The 1,299-nt window shown below is 62.8% G+C and carries 2 protein-coding genes; one reads left to right on the forward strand and one right to left on the reverse strand.

What is annotated here, in order from left to right; translation table 11 throughout:
• On the reverse strand, positions 1–477 hold a 477-nt coding region (locus EN993_RS35930; protein ID WP_127266252.1), incomplete at its 3' end, for an NAD(P)H-dependent oxidoreductase.
• Positions 478–586: 109 nt separating this feature from the next.
• On the opposite strand from EN993_RS35930, the gene EN993_RS35935 reads away from it, so the two are divergent.
• The coding region (locus tag EN993_RS35935; protein WP_164758061.1) for a LysR family transcriptional regulator at positions 587–1,299 on the forward strand (713 nt) is incomplete at its 3' end.

The following is a 1,299-nucleotide window of genomic DNA, read 5'->3' on the forward strand; positions in this document are numbered from 1 at the left end:
CAGGTAGGGAATGGCGTGATCGAACTGTACGGCAGCGCCTTCCGAATAGATGCCGCCGGAAGCCAGCACGATATAGACCTTCTTGCCGGTGACGAGGCCCTTGGGGCCGTTCTCGCCATAGGCAAAGCTCTTGCCGGAACGGGCGATGTGATCGACCCAGGACTTCAGCGTCGAAGAGATGTTGAAGTTGATGAAGCCGGTGGCGAGGATCACCGTATCAGCGGCGAACAGTTCGTCGAGCGCGACGTCGGAGACGCCGACGACTTCAGCCTGGCGGGGCGTGCGGGCTTCGACAGGCGTGTAGATGCCGCTGGCATAATCGGCGTCGATATGCGGCAGCGGGTTGGCGACGAGGTCGCGCACGACAAGCGTGTTCGACGGGTCGGCGGCAAGCAGCTTCTCGGCGAATTCGGTGGCGATGCGGGTTGAGTGCGAGGCAGCGCCGCGCGGGCTCGACGTTACAAGAAGAATGGACATAGCGGGTCTCTCCAGTGGAATTGAATTGTCCCGCCACATATGGGGCTATCGACCCATTCGATAAACTGGTATATTTTCTATACGATCCATCAATAAAATAGATACAGCAATGCAGCCGAACCCGACGCTCGACCAACTTCAGATATTTGTGACGGTCGCTGAAGCCGGCAGTTTCTCGGCCGCCGGCCGCAAGCTCAACCGGGCGCAGTCCGTTATCAGCTATGGCATCGCCAATCTCGAGGCGCAGCTTGGACTGAAGCTGTTCGAGCGCGAGGGCACGCGCGAGCCGCAACTGACCGAGATCGGCCGGGCGATGCTGGAGGACGCGCGGCGCATGGTCGGCGTGCTGCAGCGCATGCGCTCGCGGGTCGATGGCCACCATCACGGGCTGGAGGCGGAAGTGGCGCTGTCGGTCGATGCGTCGCTGCCTTCGCCGGTGCTGGTGCGGGTGCTGAAGGCATTCGAGGCGCAGTTTCCGACAGTGATGCTGCGCCTGCATATCGGCTCGCTCGGCCTTATCCCGGATCACGTCGTCAACGGACAGGCCGATCTCGGCATTGGCGGCTTGCTGGGCGAGGTCGACGTGCATCTTGTGCGCATCGGCTTCATGTCGATCGTGCTGGCTGCCGCGCCCAGCCATCCGCTGGCGCTGCTGCCGAAGCCGGTGGCGCTCGAGGATGCGCGTGAACACACCCAGCTCGTCGTCACCGACCAGTCCGAGCGTACCAAGGGACGCGACTTCGGTGTCTTCGCCTACCGCACCTGGCGGCTGACGGATGTGCGCACCAAGCATATTCTGATGCGCGAGGGGCTGGGCTGGGG

Source organism: Mesorhizobium sp. M7D.F.Ca.US.004.01.2.1, assembly GCF_003997785.1.
In the GTDB taxonomy this organism is placed as follows: domain Bacteria; phylum Pseudomonadota; class Alphaproteobacteria; order Rhizobiales; family Rhizobiaceae; genus Mesorhizobium; species Mesorhizobium loti.